Annotated in this window: 13 protein-coding genes; 8 read left to right on the forward strand and 5 right to left on the reverse strand. The window is 47.7% G+C overall.

The features are described 5' to 3' along the window. Both MHN01_RS05235 and MHN01_RS05240 read left to right on the forward strand, forming a co-directional pair. Window positions 1-878, forward strand: an 878-nt coding sequence (locus MHN01_RS05235; protein WP_239410351.1) for a YeaH/YhbH family protein, incomplete at its 5' end; no start/stop codon positions are given. Window positions 879-908: 30 nt separating this feature from the next. Continuing rightward, window positions 909-2,438, forward strand: a complete 1,530-nt coding sequence (locus MHN01_RS05240; RefSeq protein ID WP_239410352.1) for a SpoVR family protein — start codon at window positions 909-911, stop codon at window positions 2,436-2,438. Between the two features lie 74 nt (window positions 2,439-2,512). On the opposite strand, the gene fadR is transcribed toward MHN01_RS05240, so the two are convergent. Further along, window positions 2,513-3,364, reverse strand: a complete 852-nt coding sequence (gene fadR / locus MHN01_RS05245) for a fatty acid metabolism transcriptional regulator FadR (RefSeq protein ID WP_239410353.1) — start codon at window positions 3,362-3,364, stop codon at window positions 2,513-2,515. A 466-nt stretch (window positions 3,365-3,830) separates the two neighbouring features. Between fadR and nhaB the strand changes: the two genes are divergently transcribed. Next, complete coding sequence (gene nhaB / locus MHN01_RS05250; RefSeq protein ID WP_239410354.1) at window positions 3,831-5,423, forward strand: Na(+)/H(+) antiporter NhaB; 1,593 nt, start codon at window positions 3,831-3,833, stop codon at window positions 5,421-5,423. A gap of 91 nt (window positions 5,424-5,514) precedes the next feature. Further along, window positions 5,515-6,036 carry a disulfide bond formation protein DsbB gene (gene dsbB / locus MHN01_RS05255; protein ID WP_239410355.1) on the forward strand — a complete coding sequence of 174 codons (522 nt, stop codon included), beginning with the start codon at window positions 5,515-5,517 and terminating at the stop codon, window positions 6,034-6,036. Between the two features lie 70 nt (window positions 6,037-6,106). On the opposite strand, the gene MHN01_RS05260 is transcribed toward dsbB, so the two are convergent. Then, entirely contained in the window at window positions 6,107-6,520 is a 414-nt protein-coding gene (locus MHN01_RS05260) for a (deoxy)nucleoside triphosphate pyrophosphohydrolase (protein WP_239410356.1), read from the reverse strand. Next, window positions 6,520-7,167, reverse strand: coding sequence for a YecA family protein (locus MHN01_RS05265; protein WP_239410357.1), 648 nt, complete (start codon window positions 7,165-7,167; stop codon window positions 6,520-6,522). Before MHN01_RS05265 ends, MHN01_RS05260 begins: the two co-directional genes overlap by 1 nt. Window positions 7,168-7,414: 247 nt before the next feature. On the opposite strand from MHN01_RS05265, the gene MHN01_RS05270 reads away from it, so the two are divergent. Together MHN01_RS05270 and dusC are read left to right on the forward strand one after the other, a co-directional pair. Next, complete coding sequence (locus MHN01_RS05270; protein WP_239410358.1) at window positions 7,415-8,113, forward strand: NAD(P)H-binding protein; 699 nt, start codon at window positions 7,415-7,417, stop codon at window positions 8,111-8,113. A gap of 70 nt (window positions 8,114-8,183) precedes the next feature. Beyond that, on the forward strand, window positions 8,184-9,146 hold the full coding sequence (dusC, locus tag MHN01_RS05275) for a tRNA dihydrouridine(16) synthase DusC (protein WP_239410359.1): 963 nt from the start codon (window positions 8,184-8,186) through the stop codon (window positions 9,144-9,146). Between the two features lie 49 nt (window positions 9,147-9,195). Here the strand turns inward: dusC and MHN01_RS05280 are convergent, their stop codons facing one another. After that, window positions 9,196-10,053 (reverse strand): VirK/YbjX family protein, encoded by an 858-nt coding sequence (locus tag MHN01_RS05280; protein WP_239410360.1) that lies wholly within the window; start codon window positions 10,051-10,053, stop codon window positions 9,196-9,198. A 437-nt stretch (window positions 10,054-10,490) separates the two neighbouring features. Between MHN01_RS05280 and MHN01_RS05285 the strand changes: the two genes are divergently transcribed. After that, window positions 10,491-12,257, forward strand: a complete 1,767-nt coding sequence (locus tag MHN01_RS05285) for a polysaccharide deacetylase family protein (RefSeq protein WP_239410361.1) — start codon at window positions 10,491-10,493, stop codon at window positions 12,255-12,257. A gap of 190 nt (window positions 12,258-12,447) precedes the next feature. On the opposite strand, the gene MHN01_RS05290 is transcribed toward MHN01_RS05285, so the two are convergent. After that, window positions 12,448-12,981, reverse strand: coding sequence for an outer membrane beta-barrel protein (locus MHN01_RS05290; protein WP_239410362.1), 534 nt, complete (start codon window positions 12,979-12,981; stop codon window positions 12,448-12,450). Window positions 12,982-13,638: 657 nt separating this feature from the next. Here MHN01_RS05290 and MHN01_RS05295 point away from each other — a divergent pair. Continuing rightward, on the forward strand, window positions 13,639-14,802 hold the full coding sequence (locus tag MHN01_RS05295; RefSeq protein WP_239410363.1) for a sorbosone dehydrogenase family protein: 1,164 nt from the start codon (window positions 13,639-13,641) through the stop codon (window positions 14,800-14,802). The last annotated feature ends 39 nt before the right edge of the window (window positions 14,803-14,841 follow it).

Consider the following 14,841-nt stretch of genomic DNA (forward strand, 5'->3'; position numbering starts at 1 on the left):
TGGAACTGCCAAACCTGGAAAAAAACCAGCTCAATAAAATCGTCGAGTGGAAAACATTCCGCTCCGGCTATAAATCTTCCGGAGTACCGGCCAACATTGCCATCGTGAAATCGTTGCAGAATTCGCTGGCTCGCCGGACAGCAATGACGGCCGCCAAACGTCGTCAGCTAAGAGAGCTGGAACAAGCGCTAGACTACTTGATGAATACCGAACCGGCCCAGCCACTTGAAGAAGATCGGGTGAGACGGGAGATTCAGGCCCTGCGGGAAAAAATCAGCAGCGTGCCCTTCATTGATACATTTGACTTACGCTACAAGAATTACGAACGTCGGCCACTACCCACCAGCCAGGCAGTTATGTTCTGCCTAATGGATGTATCCGGCTCAATGGATCAGGCAACCAAAGATATGGCGAAGCGCTTCTATATCTTGCTGTACCTGTTCCTCAACCGAACCTATAAGAATGTAGATGTGGTCTTTATTCGCCACCACACCCAAGCCAAAGAAGTAGACGAGCATGAGTTCTTCTACTCTCAGGAAACCGGGGGCACGATTGTATCTAGTGCATTGCGAATGATGGATGACATCGTCAAGAAACGTTACTCACCGTCTGAGTGGAATATCTATGCGGCGCAAGCCTCGGATGGTGATAACTGGGCTGATGATTCACCCGGCTGTCGAGAACTACTGGACAAGCATATCCTGCCAGTCAGCCGTTATTATTCCTACATCGAGATCACCCGCCGGGCTCACCAGACACTATGGCGGGAGTATGAGGCACTGCAGGCAAGCCACAGCAACTTTGCGATGCAAAACATAAGGAGTGTGGAAGACATCTTCCCGGTATTCCGGGAGCTATTCAAGAAACAAGTGAATTAGATGTCAGCAAGCGCTATAGGGGAGTGTGTTATGGTAACAACCACTAAGTCAAAAACACTCAGTGATGGTCCTGACTGGACGTTTGACCTGCTTGAGCAGTATCACACGGAAATTAAACGCGTCGCCGATCACTATCGGCTTGACGCCTATCCTAACCAGATCGAAATCATCACTGCTGAACAGATGATGGATGCCTATTCCAGTATCGGGATGCCCATCAACTACCATCATTGGTCTTTCGGGAAGCGCTTTATCGAAACAGAGCGTGGCTACAAACACGGCCAAATGGGGCTGGCCTACGAGATTGTAATTAACTCGGATCCCTGTATCGCTTACCTGATGGAAGAAAATACGATAACCATGCAGGCACTGGTCATGGCCCATGCCTGCTATGGTCACAACTCGTTCTTCAAGGGCAACTACCTGTTTAAAACCTGGACCGATGCCAGCTCAATCATCGACTACTTGCTCTTTGCCCGCAAATACATCACCGAATGCGAAGAAAAATACGGCGTCGATGAGGTCGAGAGATTGCTCGACTCTTGTCATGCGCTCATGAACTATGGTGTGGATCGCTATAAGCGCCCGCAAAAAATTTCACTCGTCGAGGAAAAGGCCCGGCAAAAGGCGCGGGAAGATTATTTGCAAACCCAAGTCAACGCACTGTGGCGCACCATTCCTATCCAGGAAGAAAAAGAACTCAAAACAGAGGAAGCACGTTATCCCCATGAGCCCCAAGAGAACATCCTGTATTTCATCGAGAAGCATGCGCCGCTGTTAGAGCCATGGCAGCGTGAAATAGTCCGTATCGTGCGTAAAGTCAGCCAGTACTTCTACCCGCAGAAACAAACACAGGTAATGAACGAAGGCTGGGCGACTTTCTGGCACTATACCATCCTCAACCACCTCTATGACGAGGGCCTGGTTACCGATCGATTTATTATCGAGTTTCTTCACAGCCATACCAATGTTGTCGCTCAGCCGGACTACAACAGTCCGTATTATAGCGGTATCAATCCGTATGCGCTGGGCTTTGCCATGTTCCAGGACATCCGCAGAATCTGCGAAAACCCGACGGAGGAAGACAAATACTGGTTCCCGGATATTGCAGGATCTGACTGGCTGGAGACCGTACACTTTGCGATGGAGAACTTCAAAGACGAAAGCTTTATCAGCCAGTACCTGTCACCGAAAGTAATGCGTGATTTTAAATTCTTCGCCGTGGACGACGATGATCGCTACAACTATGTCGAGGTCAGCGCCATTCACAATGAGGAAGGCTACCGAATGATCCGCGAGAAACTCTCGTCCCAGTATAACCTCAGCAATAATGAGCCGAATATTCAGGTGTGGAATGTGGCGCTGAAAGGTGATCGCTCACTCACTCTGAGGTACGTACCACACAACCGGATCCCGCTAGCAGACAGCCATACGGAAGTACTGAAGCACATGTACCGCCTATGGGGCTTCGATGTCACACTGGAGGAAGAGATGCCCGACGGCAGAACGCAGATCCTCGGAACCTGCCCTGTTCGCAATCAGTACAATTCGGAGATATAACAACCAGAGCCATAAACAAAAAAGGAGATGCAATTGCATCTCCTTTTTACATTCACGGCTATATAGTTCCGAGCTTACTGCTCTTCCTCATACAGGTAACGTGCAATCTCAACACGGTTGCTGTACCAAATCGCCCCGCTCTCGCGGCCATACTTCTTGATGCGATCGGCAACCAGCTCCGGCTGGTTATTGTCACAGTAAGACTTCATGTCACGGTAGAAGTTAAGTGCCAATTCACAGGCTTCCTTCGACATAAAGTAGTAACCACCAACACGGGTATAAATCTTACGCAGGCCATTAATCGTCAGAACATACAGGGTGTTGCCTGATTTCGCCGCCATCCCCTGGAACATACGGTAATCGTAGTAGTTGAACGCACGGGCACGGCAAATAGCTTCGCAAAGCTCCGGCTGATCTTTTCCGTATTTGTCGACGATCTTCTTCACTTCCTGCATCAACTCTGTCTTTTCGTCGCTTGCTTCAACGAAGTCGGTAAAGTTGCCAGCCTTTAGCAAGGTCTCGCAAGAAGTAATGATGTTAGCCAACAATTGACTAGCCTCTTCACGATTACCCTTAACAGCATATCGCATGTACACACTGCTAATATCTGTTCGAGCAGAAAGCAGGTCTTCAAGTACCCCCTGAACATCTTGTCCGTCCAAAGTAATCAAAGTATCGAGAATGCTCAGGCCCGACGTATCCATGTAGTTATTTACACGAGTCGGTTTGCCGTGCTGAATAGTCAACCAACCATCACGGGCAAGACGTTGCAGCACCTCACGAAGCGTCGTACGGGTAACACCAATCAGCTCGGACAATTCCCGCTCAGCCGGAAGAATCGACCCCTGTGGGAAGTGATTATTCCAGATACTCTCTATGATATATTTCTCAGCAAATGTTGCTGGGCTATCAGCCTTTATAACCATCTGATTATTTTTCCAGTTGCTTCTTGCTTATATATTATTAACTCATCATACCACTAGTTACGCAATGGGCGAAACTCTGCTGGGTATGTAAAAGACATGTTTTACTTTGCGCTTCAAAATTTGATAATGCTCAACGTTTCCTGCGAATTGTAAGCAAATATTTCAGAGCGTGGTAATCTACCGCCCTAAATCCCCGGTTTTGAGATGAGATATCAATAAATTACACATCTTCCCATTTCACTACTTGACTGATCTAGATCAAACTGTACAGTTAGCACGATCTATCTCTGGGAGCTAAATGGAAGCTGCTGCCTGCTTTAAGTTAAAAACCATCAGGGAAATGATTTTTAGCTTAGGGGGTCTCATAAGGACACTTAACCACCAACTGGTTATCTTGGTCTCAGACTAATAGGCAAGTAGCAGCCGGCTCATTGAATAATTTGCGTATTTTGAGAGACCCAAGAACATGGCTATTTCGCTAGGGAACGCCTTTATCAAGAACTTTTTAGGCAAGGCTCCCGACTGGTACAAATTGGCAATCATCGCCTTCCTCATCATCAACCCAATCGTATTTTTCCTAATCGACCCTTTTGTCGCAGGGTGGTTACTGGTCATTGAGTTTATCTTTACTCTTGCCATGGCCCTGAAATGTTACCCGCTACAACCCGGTGGATTGCTGGCTATTGAAGCCGTTGCAATAGGAATGACCAGCCCCGAGCAGGTCAAGCACGAACTGGTTGCCAACATCGAAGTCTTGTTACTACTGATCTTCATGGTTGCCGGCATCTACTTCATGAAACAGCTACTGCTGTTCATTTTCACCAAGATACTGATCACCATCAAATCGAAGACACTGCTGTCGTTATCGTTTGTTGTCATGGCCGCCTTTTTGTCCGCCTTCCTTGATGCACTGACCGTTATCGCGGTTGTGATCAGCGTGACCATTGGCTTCTACAGCATTTATCACAAGGTTGCCTCAGGCCGTGAGCCCCATGCCTCGCACGACCATACGACTGACTTGCATATCCGCGAAGTGAGCCGTAATGATCTGGAAAACTACCGTGCGTTCCTTCGCAGCCTGCTAATGCATGCTGGTATCGGTACCGCCTTGGGCGGTGTAATGACCATGGTGGGCGAACCCCAGAACCTGATCATTGCCGACCAGGCAGGTTGGCTGTTCGGTGAGTTCATCCTGCGTATGGCACCTGTTACTGTTCCGGTTTTCTTGTGTGGCATAGTGACTTGCGTACTGGTCGAAAAATTCCAGATCTGTGGCTACGGTACTCGCTTACCGGAGAATGTTCGTAAAATCCTAGTTGATTTCGACGACGAAGAGCGCAAGCGCCGCACCAACATCGACTATGCCAAGCTGGGTGTTCAGGTTGTTATCGCGGTATGGCTTATTCTTGGCCTTGCCCTGCACCTTGCAGCTGTCGGCCTGATTGGTCTGACGGTCATTATCCTTGCCACCTCTTTCACCGGTATTACTGAAGAGCATGCGCTAGGTAAAGCGTTCGAAGAGGCACTGCCATTCACCGCGCTACTTGCCGTTTTCTTCTCTATCGTGGCCGTTATTATCGACCAGCATTTGTTTGCACCGATTATCGAAATGGTACTGAGCCTTGAAGGTAGCGCCCAGATGACAATGTTCTACATTGCCAACGGCCTGCTATCGATGGTATCGGATAACGTATTCGTCGGTACGGTATACATTAACGAAGTAAAAACAGCACTGGTTAACGGCGTTATTACCCGTGATCAGTTCGATATGTTGGCTGTTGCTATCAACACCGGTACCAACCTACCGTCAGTGGCAACACCGAATGGTCAGGCTGCATTCCTATTCGCATTGACATCGGCGCTGGCTCCGTTGATTCGCCTGTCCTACGGCCGAATGGTATACATGGCCTTGCCTTATACCATTGTACTGTCGCTCGTTGGTCTTGCCGGTATCGAGTTCATGCTGGTTCCGATGACGGAGTGGTTCCACGACATGGGCTGGCTAAGTCACCATGTTGCGGAAGCTGCCTCACATATTGCACCTGCTACTGGACATTAATTGAATCTTTAGCAAAGATAAGTGTCAGAAATTACAAGTTCAAAGCCCTGATTTCTCAGGGCTTTGTTTTAAGTATAGGTGAGATCATTTCATGCAATTTCTGAATACCTTTTCCAAAAGCCGATTATCCTGGCTATTACTGCTCATTTTCATTGTTTTCTTTGAAGCTTGCGCCCTGTTCTTCCAGCATGTCATGAAACTAGACCCATGTGTCATGTGCATCTATGAACGCGTCGCTATGATGGGAATAGGCTTTGCCGCCCTGCTTGGTATGATTGCCCCGCAAAACGCCGTGATCCGCTGGGCCGGGCTTGCCGGGTGGGGATACAGCGCCTATCAGGGTCTGGCTCTTGCCAACGAGCACGTCGGTTACCAGTTCAACCCGTCGCCTTTTGCAACCTGTGATTTGTTTGTGACGTTTCCGGAGTGGGCACCACTAAACCAGTGGGTACCATGGATGTTTGAAGCAACGGGCGACTGCAGCAAGGTAGTATGGTCTTTCCTGGGTCAGTCCATGCCACAGTGGCTGGTGATTATTTTCGCCGCCAACCTAGTGGTTCTCGCGCTAGTTGTTATCGCACAGTTTTTTGGCAAGAAGAGCGACAAGTTCTAGTCTTGGGATAACATGATCAATGATGGAAGCGAAAGGTGAAAGCCTTTCGCTTTTTGTTTATGGCCTATTGCTAGCTTTGCAAGGCATCCACAATCGGGTAGTCGGCGGGACATAAGGGGTAAGATGCTATCTCGGCATGTTCAACCCATACGGCATTCTGGTGGCTATGTAACACCAGCTCACCGCTCTGCCAGTGGCTGAGATAGCCTTTGAGGTGGATGACTTTATCACCGTAATCAAACACACTATCAGCCAGCCAGCAACCTGTACTGGTAGTGATTGCTAACTCTTCCTGTAACTCGCGCTCCAGAGCCTGTTCGGGTATTTCCCCCTCTTCAACTTTACCGCCGGGAAACTCCCATAAGCCCCCCTGGCTAGCATGGTCAAAGCGCTGGGCCAGCAGATAACGGCCATCTTTTTCGATGACGGCCGCAACAACCAGGAGCACCGGCTTATGTTCAGGTGACGGCTGAACATCAGTCATTATCGACCACAGCACTGCTTGAATTTCTTGCCGCTCCCGCACGGGCACTCGTCATTACGCCCGGTGTCTTTATACGGGTTTACGGCCTGGGCAGCTGCCCCCTGCTGGATTTCATCGGCCGCCATTACCACTTCAGTCAGCATCAGTGGCAGTTGGGCATATAGCTGAGCCGGTTCGGGCATACCCTCGACACCCGCCTCTTGCATCTGAGCCAGGGTCGAGCTTTCATCAACCAGCAACATGCAGGTTGTCAGCAGAGCCGATAACATGCGCATGGTGCCATCAGACATCACCTGATCAGCCCAGTTCGGCTCAATGAAAGGCCAGACTGCCAGAAAACCTTCTGCAAAATGGCTCATCCCTTCGGTCACACCAGACTCTTCCTGCCAGCAAACCTGCTCAGGCAACACATATTCACCGGCCTTGATGTATCGGTACTGCATCTCGAAATGATTCAAGATAGCCATTTTAATCTCACCCTCAACGGTGATCTGCGCATCTTCCGTCACTCCGCCATGCACCAGTACAGGCAGCCATTTTTCTGGTTCCAGGGGTTTCGGGTTGGCATTAGCCGCCAGCAAGGCACCTTCAATGAAAGCGGCTGGCATACCTTCCCAGTCAGCTGGTAGTGTCATTAGTTGTGTCATCGTGTGTTCCGGTTTATCGGGCAAAACTGATTAGGCGCAAGATTATATACCCAAATGCCACCAAGATGCTCGTTTCCACTCCTGTGAATTGACCCCATGGGAAAACCTGGTACCACCTGCAGCAAACCCGATGCCAAAACCTCCCACTAGCGGTATCTACCAGACATTACTTGAGTTTTGTTGTTGAATTTTGCTGCAGATACTGGCAAAAATGACGTAATTAACGACAAGTATCAGGACGATGTCGATGTATCAAGGGACAGCAAACGCGATTATTGCCGGTGCCAGTGGCCTGGTTGGCGATGAACTTCTCCACCAGCTTCTCGCCCACCCTCACTTTCATACTGTCTATTCACTGTCTCGCCGTGAATTGCCTTTTCACAGCAAGAAACTGGTCCAGATCGTCCATCCCGAACTACGTGTAACCGCCTGGGGTGAAACGGATCCAACACCTACGATTGGCTTCATCTGCCTGGGCACGACCAAGAAACAGGCCGGCAGCAAGCAGGCGCTTGAAGCAGTCGATTATCAATTGGTCAAGGATGTCGCAACCACGATGCAATTACTGGGCGTCCGGCACCTTGTGGTGATATCTAGCCTGATGGCACATTCATGGTCTCCTTCGCACTACTTACGCTGCAAGGGAAAAATGGAGCAGGTGATCAGCAAAATGGGCTTTTCCCACTCTGTCTTTGTCCGTCCGGGTCCACTACAAGGGGAGCGCTCTGTCCCTCGCCAGGATGAACAAGTCGTACAGGGAGTTTTCAATTTGATCAGGCCATTGATGCTCGGCCCCCTTGGCCACTTAATACCCATTCCAGCCGAGGATGTTGCCCGCTCTATGCTGGAGCTTTCTTTACTCGCTGAAAATGAGCAGCTAGGGGCTGTAGCAAAGGTCTCCGGCAAACAGCTTTTTCCTGATTCACACCATGTGCTGCAGGATTAGGTGACAAAGGTGCTATTCCGGACTAGAATCTCGCCCCTTATGTAGATAACGGTACAGTGCGAGAGAGCTAATGCCAAAAGCGACGCGTGTAATATTAGGCCCGATGGAAGGTGTACTCGACCATTTAATGCGAGAGATGCTCACCGACATCAATGACTACGATCTTTGCGTCACTGAATTCGTGCGGGTCATTGATCAGCTGCTGCCAAATAGCGTCTTTTACCGCCTGTGCCCGGAGCTTCATCAGGGAGGCCGAACCACATCAGGTACCCCGGTGCGGGTTCAGTTGCTTGGACAGGATCCCGACTGGCTGGCGGAAAATGCCAATCGCGCCGTCATGCTGGGATCTGCCGGTGTTGATATCAATTTCGGGTGCCCGGCCAAGGCGGTCAATAAAAGCCGAGGCGGTGCCGTGCTGCTCCAGAATCCGGAACTAATGTACCAGATTGTCAAAGCTGTCCGACAGGCTACAGATCCAAGAAAGCCAGTGACCGCTAAGGTTCGTCTGGGCTGGGATGATCCGGCCCGCTGCTTTGAAATTGCCGATGCCGTTGCCCAGGCAGGCGGTGATGAAATCACCATCCATGCGCGGACCAAGATCGACGGCTATAAGGCCGGGACCATCAAATGGGACTACATCCGCCAGGTCAAAGAACAAATCTCGATTCCAATTATTGCCAACGGAGAAGTCTGGAATTACAAGAATGGTCAGGAATGCCTGCAGACCACCCAAGTCGATGCGCTCATGGTATGTCGCGGTGCCCTAAACTTGCCGAATCTCTGCAACGTTATCAAGCACAATGATACACACATGAGCTGGGTAGAGGTGTTAGACTTGCTGTTGCGTTACTCCCAATACGAAATCAAGGGAGATAAAGGCCTCTATTACCCAAACCGGGTTAAACAATGGTTTGCCTACCTTCGGCACGAGTATCCCGAAGCCAAGGCCTTGTTTGCCGATATTCGCCGCCTGAATAAGGCAGCGCCTATTGTCGAAACACTGCAGGCAGCCCGGGTAAAACTTGCAGCCTGACTGGCACGTTCTCAAGCAGCCTCAGCCAAACAAGCTGGGGCTAATGAGATCAGTTGATTAAAGCCTGTTGTATTGCCTGTTGATAGCTATCAAGCCACGCATAGCGTTTCCGATACATTCTACGCTTCGTTCTTTTTAACTCTTCGATATCTCTTCGCTCTGCGTACAACGGGATTTCATACAAATCTTTGCTATACGAAATACCGGAATGCTCTTCCCAATAAGTGTCATAATCAAAATAGACTTTCTTACTGAAATACCGAAGTGATGTATAAGTATGAGAGCGGTTCTTGACGCCAAGTATGCGACTCACACCCAGTGACTGCAGCACCACTCTCACCGTTTCCAGCATCAGCGACTTGGGCCTTAGTCCAAATAATTCCTTTGTTGCTAATCGACTAAAGCCGTCATCAATATCGGGGCCTTGAACACCACCAATATAGGCATTATTTTCAAATACTGTGAATGATAATACATAGTAATTTGTGCCCTTATTATCAGATAACCGTAATGTTAATTCACCCTCTTTCCAATAGCGCCCCTCATAAGATAAAACCATATAATAGGTATTATCTCCCAGGTTTAATTCACCAAGAATAATGCCATCCTTATATATCAAGCGAACGTTATCTTCAGAGAAAGTATACTTTACCCAATTGTGATGAGCTATCAACATATTCACAGTATCTATCTTTTTCAACCCCCTGTGAAGGTAAGGCCTCATACACTTCGTTAAAAAGTCAGGTTGCTTTGAGAATAGCATTTCTTTATAAGGGCCAGTGAAACTCTTCATCAACCGAGTTAAATAAGGATAATAAACCAGTCCCCTAAGTAAAAATTTACTGACATGTTTTACCATTTTGGGGTCATCTGGATAACTCATTACTGCGGCACTAACAATGTTCATTGATCCACCAATACATCACATCAATAAAAAACACACACATATAAATAAAACAACCTGATACTCATTTAACGGTTTATTTTGTTTAAAAGCAGAATAAACCGACTCATCGCAGACAATATGAAACTGACAAGGCAATAAATAATTAAAAATCAATAGTTATACTAAATAACATATAACCATTTAGGTGTCATAACATTAAATCACCACTAGCAAAATGAACAGTGTATTATAAATTAATTGGAAGGCAATATAATAAACGCACTGCTTTGTATTGATTTGTATCCACACCATGACAGTTTGATACACCACCTGACTTAACCATATTAATACACTGTATTATTGTTAAAAGCCAAATTCTACTGGCAATAAAAACATCCAAGAGAAGGCTAATAAAACAGGCTTTTCTCACATGATGTTTCACTTAATATGGACTAGATATGAATATCTTGATGGCGCTTTCACAGCTAGAGGTTACGGGTGCAGAGGTGTATGCCACGACAGTCGGTGACGAGCTAACAAACCGCGGGCATAATGTCTTTTATATTTCGGACACTCTTACCAAACCTCACCAAGGACCATCATTCACATTGCGCTTCAACAAGCGCAGCATCCCGAGGCGTTTTTGGCATGTCGGCTATCTGGTCTATCTCATTAAAAAACATAATATTCAATTAGTACATGCCCACTCGCGAGCCTCCAGCTGGAGCTGCCATCTCGCGTGCAAGTTGACCGGCACTCCGATGGTCACCACAGTACACGGTCGCCAGCCGGTGCATGCCTCACGCAAAAAATTCCATGCGATGGGCAACAGGGCACTTCCTGTCTGTGAAGCCATAAAGGCTCAACTCATTCAAGATCTTGGAGTCGCAGAAAACCAACTGGAGGTTAGCCGTAACGGCATTGAAACCGAGCGCTTCAATGTCTGTGAACCACCCAAAAACCCTCGCCCGGTGATCACTATTGTCGGCCGCCTTACCGGACCTAAAGGTGAGTTATGTTTCCGACTACTAAACGATTGCCTGGATCTGGAAAGGTATGACGTTCGTGTTGTATCCGGCTCACGGTGTGATGCGCGCTTTGAGGTATTTAAAAATAGCGTGACCTTCACCGGTTACACTCATGATGTCCCAAAAATGCTAAGCCAGGCAAACTTGGTGATCGGCGCGGGTCGTGTAGCAATGGAATCACTGCTATGCGGACGCCCTACCCTTGCCATCGGTGAAGCCGCCAGCATAGGTATCGTGACTCCAGACAATGTACAGCGGGCTATGGCAACCAACTTTGGTGATATAGGACCCAAGGATCTGGATATTGATTTTAGTTCTATTGCCAAAGAAGTCGAACGAGGCCTCAGCCAGCCACAATGCGATCCCGAGCTAACAGCGACTATCAAAGCCAACTACAACCTGACGGCAGTGGTCAACCAGATTGAACGTATCTACCAGGATGTCTACATTGATACGCTACGGCGAGAAATGCCCGTCATTATGTATCACCGTTTTATTCAGGATGAGAGCGAAAAAGGCGTACACGGCACCTACCTCCATATCAAAATGTTCGAAAAGCACCTTAAGCTGTTAAAGCGCATGGGGTTTGAGTCCCTCACCTTTGAAGACTTGGCGCAAAATAACCTCATTCGCCGGCTGGAACCCGGCAAGCGCTATATCATGATCACCGTCGATGACGGCTACGCCGATAACTACCACCTAATGATGCCTTTGCTCAAGAAATACGGTTTCAAAGCCGTGGTATTCGTTGTTACCGGCGAGACATTCAACCGCTGGGATGTCGAGCACCCGGATAACCCCGAGACTCAGGTAAGCCTGATGACGAAAGAGCAAATCAAAGCACTTGCTGACTCCGGTGTGGTCGAGATTGGTGGCCACACAATGTCACACCCCAAACTAAACACCCTTAGCCATGAAGAACAGTATCGGGAAATCATCGATAATAAAAACCTGCTCGAAGAACTTCTGTGCAAGCCGCTGACATCCTTTGCTTATCCGTTTGGTCTTCATAACGAGGACACCAAATCTATTACTCAGGATGTCGGGTACCAGTTTGCCGTCGCTACCAACTCCGGCCCGCTGCAATTCCATCAGGACCCTTATCAGATCCGCCGGATCGGGGTTTTTCCGCGTACCGATGTCTTCGGCTTATGGCGCAAAGTTCGCGGCAACTATTTGTTCAGAAAAGTGAAATAAAGAACAACATTAAGCTTAAACAACTACAACACCAAAGACAGCGGTCTTTCTTCTTATGCTTAAAACGAAATCCATCGTGGGCTTAATAGCTCTAAAAGAGAGGTTTCGTTATCTTATTCCTACATTAATAAAACGGGGCCAATCACTGATGCTTGGTCCCGATATCTTCTGAAGATTCTATTCAGTCCAATTAAAACTTTAGGTTTATCCCTGTCAGCCAGTTATCGCTACTGAAATTATGGCTAAGCTCAATTCGCTGATATTCAATGGAAATACCTACATGATTTCCTAACATTAATTCAGTGCCTGCACCGTAATAAGGATGTACTCCACTGTAGGTTGTTGAAGCGGTCTTATCTTTGCGTAACTCTGTTGTCACTTCAACGGAAGAATAGTTGAGCCCCCCCTTGGCAAATACGTTCAAGTATTTGAATACGGGGTACTGTGCTTTTACCCCCAGCAATCCGCCTCCGACGCTGGAGACTTCATCGACAAATCCCAGGCTACCAATATAGCCGAGACCACCAGTATTTCCGTAATAGGCTGCATCCAGGGCAAAATGAGGATTAAAAAGGTAGTTGTAGCCCAATTGGAATGCAAATCCGCCATCAGCGCGATCATCGTTAGTGATAGTGCCACCACCAATTCGCAGCCCAATTTCATGATTTACGGCAAAGCAACTGCTTGAGCTGAAGAGCAAAAGGACACAAAGTGTTTTTTTCATAGATACCACACAATAAAACAACGTTCATTCGTGATGATACTATCTATATAATCAACTTGTTGCTATGAAATCATACAATCCCATACTTATTAATATTTGGTTACTTTGATATTTATGGTGAATACCCCCGTAATATGAATTGCTTTATAGGATATATCGCTCATTCACTTTTGCAGCTTCAGCCCAATCACCATACTCTGCACAAGCGGCTCAAAATTCGAGTGGAACTGGGTGATTCAGAATATGCTCATCTACACTAACGCAAAGATAAGAAAGAAAAACAAATCAAACACTTAACATGAATATACAACTTGAGTTACTGAACTATATCTTCCCTCTTCTCTTGTTGGTCAACCCATTATCGAGGCTATGAAAGATTACCTGGTCCCCGAAAAGCCGGGCATCCGTACCAAACTGACCGACAGTAATTTGCTGTTCTGTAGTATTCAGCAAAGTAACGCCGTAATCATTGTGCTTAGTCGGAACCCTCACGACGGCTAAGTCGGATTAACTGGAAGCGTTATACGCTAATATACTTAAGTCTCAGAAAACAACTTATAGGGGACGACAATCATGTGCGCTCGTATCGCCCCTCTATAATTATTTGTATCTCTTCGCCTCTACCGAATTTAACATTGTTTATCGAGGAAGAGTTCTATGAATCGATGGGATCTCCGTTTGATCACATTTGGGCTATTTTCCCTATTATTGATAGCTTGCAGAGACGGTTCCGAATCAAGTGCTCCAATATCCGCTCCTCCAGCAATAGCCTTGAAGCCTGCTTTTAATGGCCTTTCTTTTCAGCAGCCGGTGTTACTGCTGCAGGCTCCCAATCAGCGAGGACGATGGTACCTGCTAGAGCGAGCAGGTCGAGTGTTGCAGTTTTCCGACACAGTCTCTCCGAATGTCGAAGTGATGCTAGACTTAACTTCCCTAGTCGATACAACAGGTGAAGGAGGCCTACTAGGTATGGCCTTTCACCCTCAGTTTTTCATAAACGGACAAATCTATCTCTCCTATACAGCTGCGCCAGTGAATTCTGGGGCTGCACTAGAGTCCAGGCTCTCACGATTTATCAGCAACGATGGCGGCCTGACCCTCGATCCAGCCTCTGAAATGGTTCTGCTACGGCTGAATCAGCCCTTTGATAATCACAATGGAGGACACATCGCCTTCGGAGCTGATGGAATGCTATATTTTGGCTTAGGTGATGGCGGCTCCGCAGGCGATTTACTAGGTCATGGTCAAAATACCAACAGCCTGTTCGGTAGCATACTGCGTCTGGATGTGGACGGTGGGGTTCCTTATGCTATCCCAATGGATAACCCTTTTTCTTCTGGCGGCGGCCGAGGCGAGATCTATGCCTGGGGCTTACGTAACCCCTGGCGCTGGAGCTTCGATCGTAGCAACGGCGACTTGTGGTTAGGAGATGTGGGACAAAGCTCTGTCGAAGAAATCAATCTCATAGTTACTGGCGGCAACTACGGTTGGAATATTCGTGAGGGAGCCCAATGCTTTTCAGATCCTAACTGTCCTAGCACCGGACTCATTGCCCCTGAAATAGAATACCCCCACCCCGAGGGAAGATCGGTGACCGGCGGCTTCGTTTACAGAGGGGCATCCATTACCAACTTAGACGGTTTCTATCTGTATGGGGACTTCATCACAGGCCGCATTTGGGCTTTCAACCCTTTAACCGGTGCCACTACTATATTGTTAGATACTGAGATGCTAATCGTCAGCTTTGCTGAAGATCTAGACGGCGAACTACTGGTTTTGGATTTTCTCACGGGCAATCTGTTTCGAATAGTCCCATCCTGAAGCTAAACACACAATAGTTTTAACCACTTTGTCCCTTTT

Origin of the sequence: Photobacterium sp. OFAV2-7 (assembly GCF_022347985.1) — a bacterium.
Classification (GTDB): Bacteria; Pseudomonadota; Gammaproteobacteria; order Enterobacterales; family Vibrionaceae; genus Photobacterium.

Excerpts from the sequence above, each read along its gene's own strand:
- MHN01_RS05240 (WP_239410352.1), top strand. The coding sequence starts at position 909 with ATGGTAACAACCACTAAGTCAAAAACACTCAGTGATGGTCCTGACTGG.
- fadR (WP_239410353.1), bottom strand. The coding sequence starts at position 3,364 with ATGGTTATAAAGGCTGATAGCCCAGCAACATTTGCTGAGAAATATATC.
- nhaB (WP_239410354.1), top strand. The coding sequence starts at position 3,831 with ATGGCTATTTCGCTAGGGAACGCCTTTATCAAGAACTTTTTAGGCAAG.
- dsbB (WP_239410355.1), top strand. The coding sequence starts at position 5,515 with ATGCAATTTCTGAATACCTTTTCCAAAAGCCGATTATCCTGGCTATTA.
- MHN01_RS05260 (WP_239410356.1), bottom strand. The coding sequence starts at position 6,520 with ATGACTGATGTTCAGCCGTCACCTGAACATAAGCCGGTGCTCCTGGTT.
- MHN01_RS05265 (WP_239410357.1), bottom strand. The coding sequence starts at position 7,167 with ATGACACAACTAATGACACTACCAGCTGACTGGGAAGGTATGCCAGCC.
- MHN01_RS05270 (WP_239410358.1), top strand. The coding sequence starts at position 7,415 with ATGTATCAAGGGACAGCAAACGCGATTATTGCCGGTGCCAGTGGCCTG.
- dusC (WP_239410359.1), top strand. The coding sequence starts at position 8,184 with ATGCCAAAAGCGACGCGTGTAATATTAGGCCCGATGGAAGGTGTACTC.
- MHN01_RS05280 (WP_239410360.1), bottom strand. The coding sequence starts at position 10,053 with ATGAACATTGTTAGTGCCGCAGTAATGAGTTATCCAGATGACCCCAAA.
- MHN01_RS05285 (WP_239410361.1), top strand. The coding sequence starts at position 10,491 with ATGAATATCTTGATGGCGCTTTCACAGCTAGAGGTTACGGGTGCAGAG.
- MHN01_RS05290 (WP_239410362.1), bottom strand. The coding sequence starts at position 12,981 with ATGAAAAAAACACTTTGTGTCCTTTTGCTCTTCAGCTCAAGCAGTTGC.
- MHN01_RS05295 (WP_239410363.1), top strand. The coding sequence starts at position 13,639 with ATGAATCGATGGGATCTCCGTTTGATCACATTTGGGCTATTTTCCCTA.